Consider the following 5,675-nt stretch of genomic DNA (forward strand, 5'->3'; position numbering starts at 1 on the left):
GGATGAGTTCGGTGATATGGGGCGTCGTTTTGATCGCATGATGGCGGAAATCGGTCAGCTCATGGGGCAGCTACAACAAATGGGATTGGATCTGACTCAGGCTGCGGAAAATCTACTGCGTGTGAATGAACAAAACAAGCAGCAGTCACAGCAGCAGTCCGGCGAGATCGCCACAGTAGTGGACGGTATGGGGCAGATGCACGCCGCGGCTGAAGTGGTGTTGCAAAATGTCGGTGCCGCGGAAGATGTCAGTCGTAATGCACAGCATATGGCGGCAGACGGTGATCAGACAGTACAGGACACCGTATCCGCCATTCAGCATGTGGCCGAGGTGGTTAACAAAGCCGCCGGGGGTATGGATGTGCTCAAGCGGGACAGCGACAACATCGGTACGGTGCTGGAAGTGATCAATGCCATTGCGGAGCAGACCAATTTGCTCGCCCTAAACGCCGCCATTGAAGCCGCTCGCGCCGGGGAGCAGGGACGCGGATTTGCGGTTGTGGCGGATGAAGTTCGTCAGCTGGCCAGACGGACGTCAGATTCGACCCAGGAAATTCAGCAAATCATCAACAATATTCAGCAGGGGACGTCATCGGCGTCTCAACAGATGGCTGACGGCGCACAGGCAACCGATCAGGCGGTATTGCAGGCACAGAAAGCCAGAGAGTCGCTGGATACTATCATGCAGGGCTTCGCTACCATTGGTGATCGCTCGGCAGACATCAAAGCCGCCAGTGATGAACAGCGGGATCTGGTGGTCAGAGTGGGCTCAGGTGCTTCCCGTATTGATGATCTCGCTCAGCAGGGCGCTTCTCTGTCCAATGACGCACTGGACACCAGTCGTCTGGTGTCGGACATGGCGGTGGAGCTGGGGACTAAATTGAGAGCATTTAATGTCTAAAGGTCTTATGGCCACCCGCTCGCAATTTGAATATTCGCGATTAGTACGTTCGCGATAAACAGCCACTGTCTGTTACTGTAAGGCTTTGATTCATCTTGCAGTCATGATTTTTAGATCGATTTAAACACAGGGATAGAACAGAAAATGTACACCGATGAAGATTTAAACCGCGCCGTGGATCGGGGCGTTTTTACACCGGATTCCGTCGATTCATTTCGGCAAATGATGGCGGAAGCGCGACATTCGTCGGTGGCGGATGAAGAAAACTTTCGCTTAATTGGCGGCTTCAACGATATTTTTGTGGTGATTGCCTGCCTGATTCTGACTTATTCAGCGTCATGGGTCGCTGGAACCGTGGCGCCGATCCTGGGCCCGTTGGTGATGGCCGCTGTGGCCTGGGGATTGTCAGAGTTTTTTGTGCTGCATCGTAAGATGGCGTTGCCGGCGATTGTCTTGTTACTGCTGTTTATCTGGGGGGTATTCTCCACCTGCACTACCGCAATGGGTGTTCAAAGTTCATCCACGTTTGGGGTGGCCATGGCCGTTTCCGCGGTTGCGACAGGACTTCACTGGTGGCGTTTTCAGGTGCCCATTACCGTGGCGGCGGGCATGGCAACCATCGTCGGCTTTGCGTTTTATTCTATCTTGTCGGCCTTTCCGCAGTCCCGGGATTGGGTGACTCTGATCATCTTCCTGGGAGGCCTGACCACCTTTGCGGTCGCCATGTGGTGGGATATGTCGGATCGTGAGCGGATAACGCGTCGTTCGGACGTGGCCTTTTGGTTGCACCTGCTGTCGGCCCCGTTGATTGTGCATCCGGTTTTTTACAGTCTCGGGGTGTTGAGTGGCGATGACAGTGTCGGCAATGTAATTACCATTGTGCTGGTGTATGTGGTGATGACCCTGGTGTCACTGGTGATTGATCGGCGTGCGTTTATGGTTTCTTCACTGGTGTATGTGCTCTACGCGGTGTCGAGACTGTTTGAAAACTACGGCGGTGTTGGCGGCAATTTGGCGACCACCGGAATCATTATTGGGGGCGCGCTGATACTGCTGGCTGGATTTTGGCACAACGCTCGAGCTGTGCTGGTGGCGCGGTTACCGGCAGTGATTCAGAGTCGCGTGCCGGTGCTAGGGCCTGTTAAGACTCATTCGATGGCCACTGTTGTGACTAAAAAGCCACCAATTTAGGCGCGAAGAGCGTGGTTTGGTTATTCCAAATGAGCGATGAGCAACGACAAGTGGTGGCTTTTTAGGCACAACCCGAAGGGCTGGGTCCAGTTTTGCGTCCAACGTCGTTGCCAGTCACTTATGTAGAATGACTACACCGCGCTCCTGTCGCCTAGCTGGACACAAAAATGGTCTCCAGCAGTGATCATCGAATGAGTGTTAACAGGCCCTAAGTCGATGAAGGTTATTTAGACTTGGGTTTCATCTTCTCAGCTTTAATATCTTCAGGTTTAACCGCTTCCAGGGAGGGATCGGTATGCCCTCCCCATACCTCATTGACAACGTGATCGCGGATGTTGCTGTCTAAAAAGCGGTAATAACCTTCTTTAAAGGCGGTGTTCCAGTCGTGTGACACATCACCGCCGTGTTTCAGGATAATCTGTTCCAGACCCTCCAGATCACATTCCATGGCATCGTAGCCAATGTGCAGCGTCGAAGAGGGCGCTTCATAGGAAGCGCTGTCGACCCCATAGGTGGTTTCAATCTCGTTGAGCATGGCTCGCTCGTTACTGCTGTCGATGCCTTCCAGTTTCAAGTGCCTGACAACGAGGTGAACCTCGCGGGTTTGAGGGTCGTCTTCTGGTTTGTCCATAACGGTTTATCCATTACAAATTGATCGAATAGATCGGCTGTTTTATTTGTGAGCAATGGGCTTGTCGGTGAAAAGGAAGTCTTTTAAATAGCCCTCGAAAGTGGAGTCTTTGCGTCGGATCCACTCCAGCACCATCGCGGCGTGCTCTTTCTCTTCGTCACGGTTGTGTTTCAGGATGGCTTTTAGCTCATCATCTTTGCAGGCGTCCATGCGCTGGTTATACCAGTCGACGGCTTCCAACTCTTCCATCAGCGAGACAATGGCGCGATGCATGTCTCTGGTCTCATCACTCAATTCATTGATTGGCTCGTGGTAACCTTCATTTGCCATGTTTCTGTCCTTTCTGGTCGGGTGTTAAATTAGGTCGAGTGTTAAAACAGGTTGGTTTTTTGTGATTGCAAGGCGTTCCCTGCAAATTCTCCTGTATTTGTATGACGATTAATCACTTAGCACACGCGGATCATTTGTATATTGAGCCGCCTGAATTAACAATATAGACCCAGTGACACAAAACACAACGCAACTCGGACGGTGATGAATGACAGAACAGCATGGAATTTGGGTGGTAATCATACTGACTTTGTTCGCCGGGCTGGCTATGCCTGCCGGGGCACTGCTGGCGCGTATTGATCGTATTCAGCCGCAGTGGCTGGATGAAGAGTTGCGCCATACCGTGACGGCCTTTGGCGGCGGGGCGCTATTTTCCGCTGTGGCGCTGGTGCTGGTGATCGATGGCGTTGAACACCTGTCCATTAACCATGCCGTGATCATGTTTTTGCTGGGTGGATTGTCCTTTATGGCTCTGGACGTCTGGTTTTACAAAATCAATACCCCTGCCAGTCAGTTGGCCGCGATGCTGTCTGACTTTATTCCAGAGTCTCTGGCTCTGGGGGCTGCGCTGGCGTTTGGCAAGGATACGGCCTTTTTGTTGGCGGCTTTGATTACCTTGCAGAACTTGCCGGAGGGTTTTAATGCCTATCGCGAGCTGCGGAGCCGTCTCTCTGCTGGCCGTATCATCGGGTTGTTTATTTTGATGGCAGGCCTGGGGCCATTAGCCGGTCTAGTGGGGTACGTTTGGCTGGTGGAAGAGCATCAGCTGCTTTCCAGTATTATGCTCTTCGCCGCCGGAGGCATCCTCTATTCCGTCTTTCAGGACATCGCTCCACAGGCCAAGCTGGACAGACACTGGTGGCCACCGATGGGAGCTGTACTGGGCTTCTCTCTTGGATTGATTGGGTACATGCTCACGACGGCCTAAATGGTTCCAGGCTCATGGCTTATAATGATCCGGAAAAGCGTCTGAGGGCAGGGCGGCATGGTATGATGGCCGCATCTCCGTGTGATCGCCTGTCCGAGTGTTTTTATTCAGGCCATTTTCGGTCTTCATGCTTCTTATCCTGTAGGCTTTATTGTGCAAAATCCCTCGTTTGACCAACTGCAACTTCCTGTCGATCTGCTCGACAACCTGAAATCTCTGGAATACCACGCCATGACGCCGGTACAGGCGCAAAGCTTGCCTCTGGTGTTGGAAGGTAAGGATATCATCGCTCAGGCCAAAACCGGCTCGGGCAAGACCGTGGCTTTTGGATTGGGGCTGCTGGCGCGACTGGACGTGAAAAAGTTCCGCATTCAGACGCTGGTGTTGTGTCCCACTCGTGAGCTGGCTGATCAGGTGGCAAGGGAGATTCGCAAGCTGGCTCGTGCGGTTCACAATGTGAAGGTTCTGACCTTGTGCGGCGGTATGCCTTTTGGCCCGCAAATCGGCTCACTGGAACACGGTGCGCATATCGTGGTGGGGACGCCGGGACGTATCGAAGAACATCTGCGCAAAGGGCGACTGAACGTGGAACACGTGCAGACACTGGTGCTGGATGAAGCCGATCGCATGCTGGATATGGGGTTCCAGGCAAGCCTCGAAGCCATCATTGCTCCGATCCCCACTCAGCGTCAGACGCTGTTGTTCAGTGCGACCTTTCCGGAAGAGATCGAAAAAATATCCCGCAATATCATGAACTCGCCAGAGCGCATTACGGTGGAAAGTCCTCAGGAAGAATCCACCATCAGCCAGTATTTTCACCCCGTCGACAATGAAACTCATCGTCGTCAGGCGGTGGGGCTGCTGTTAATGCAAGACAAGGCAACTTCAGCCATTGTGTTTTGTAATACCAAGCGTGAATGTCAGGAAGTGGCCGATGAATTGTCCGATCAGGGATTCTCGGCACTGGCGCTGCACGGTGATCTGGAGCAGCGGGACCGCGATCAGGTGCTGGTGCGTTTTGCCAACAAAAGTGTTTCGGTTCTGGTGGCTACCGACGTCGCCGCTCGGGGGCTGGACATTGAAGAGCTGGATACCGTGATCAACTATCACATTGCCCGCGATCCCGAGGTGCACGTTCACCGTGTTGGTCGTACGGGGCGCGCCGGCAGTCATGGGCGTGCGCATACGCTCTACGGCGAGAAAGAAAACTTCAAACTGCGGTTGCTGGAGGAAGAGCAGGGGGTTGTGGTTGAGCGTGAAATTCTGCCTCCGGCTTCCCTTCTCAACGAGCGACCTGCTCGTCCGCCCATGGTGACCTTACAAATCGATGGCGGGAAAAAGAGCAAGGTCCGTCCGGGGGATATTCTTGGCGCCCTGACTGGCGAAGGCGGTATCGAGGGCAGTGACGTTGGAAAAATACAGATCTTTCCGATGAGTTCTTATGTCGCTGTTAAACGTGAAGTGGCGAAAACCGCGCTGAAAAAACTGGGTGCCGGCAAGCTGAAAGGCAAAAATTTCCGCATCAGGCAACTGAGTGGCCGCTAGCCGCTAAATTAAGCAACCGGGGGACTGTTTGTCTGACATCCTCCCCGATTGTGGCTGACTTCTGACTGTATTTTCTTTAAACAGACCCTGTGCTAATCTTTGCCGGTCGCAAACATCACGACGTAAAACTCTGACGTCCGTCCCAGGCT

The 5,675-nt window shown here is 53.2% G+C and carries 6 protein-coding genes; 4 read left to right on the plus strand and 2 right to left on the minus strand.

Annotated features, from left to right (window positions below; genetic code table 11):
• Positions 1-901 (plus strand): methyl-accepting chemotaxis protein (locus tag ACTG33_RS15870; RefSeq protein ID WP_439136198.1); only part of this gene is annotated, 901 nt, incomplete at its 5' end.
• Positions 902-1,045: 144 nt separating this feature from the next.
• Complete coding sequence (locus ACTG33_RS15875) at positions 1,046-2,092, plus strand: hypothetical protein (RefSeq protein ID WP_439136199.1); 1,047 nt, start codon at positions 1,046-1,048, stop codon at positions 2,090-2,092.
• Positions 2,093-2,315: 223 nt separating this feature from the next.
• Here ACTG33_RS15875 and ACTG33_RS15880 read toward each other — a convergent pair whose 3' ends face one another.
• Together ACTG33_RS15880 and ACTG33_RS15885 are read right to left on the minus strand one after the other, a co-directional pair.
• On the minus strand, positions 2,316-2,723 hold the full coding sequence (locus ACTG33_RS15880) for a cation transporter (protein ID WP_439136200.1): 408 nt from the start codon (positions 2,721-2,723) through the stop codon (positions 2,316-2,318).
• Positions 2,724-2,765: 42 nt separating this feature from the next.
• Positions 2,766-3,053 carry an encapsulin-associated ferritin-like protein gene (locus tag ACTG33_RS15885; RefSeq protein ID WP_439136201.1) on the minus strand — a complete coding sequence of 96 codons (288 nt, stop codon included), beginning with the start codon at positions 3,051-3,053 and terminating at the stop codon, positions 2,766-2,768.
• Positions 3,054-3,261: 208 nt separating this feature from the next.
• Here ACTG33_RS15885 and ACTG33_RS15890 point away from each other — a divergent pair, with 208 nt between their 5' ends.
• On the plus strand, positions 3,262-3,981 hold the full coding sequence (locus ACTG33_RS15890; RefSeq protein ID WP_439136202.1) for a ZIP family metal transporter: 720 nt from the start codon (positions 3,262-3,264) through the stop codon (positions 3,979-3,981).
• Positions 3,982-4,131: 150 nt separating this feature from the next.
• Entirely contained in the window at positions 4,132-5,526 is a 1,395-nt protein-coding gene (gene dbpA / locus ACTG33_RS15895) for an ATP-dependent RNA helicase DbpA (protein WP_439136203.1), read from the plus strand.
• The last annotated feature ends 149 nt before the right edge of the window (positions 5,527-5,675 follow it).

The sequence above is a fragment of the Pseudomaricurvus sp. genome, assembly GCF_965662505.1.
Lineage (GTDB): Bacteria > Pseudomonadota > Gammaproteobacteria > Pseudomonadales > Cellvibrionaceae > Pseudomaricurvus.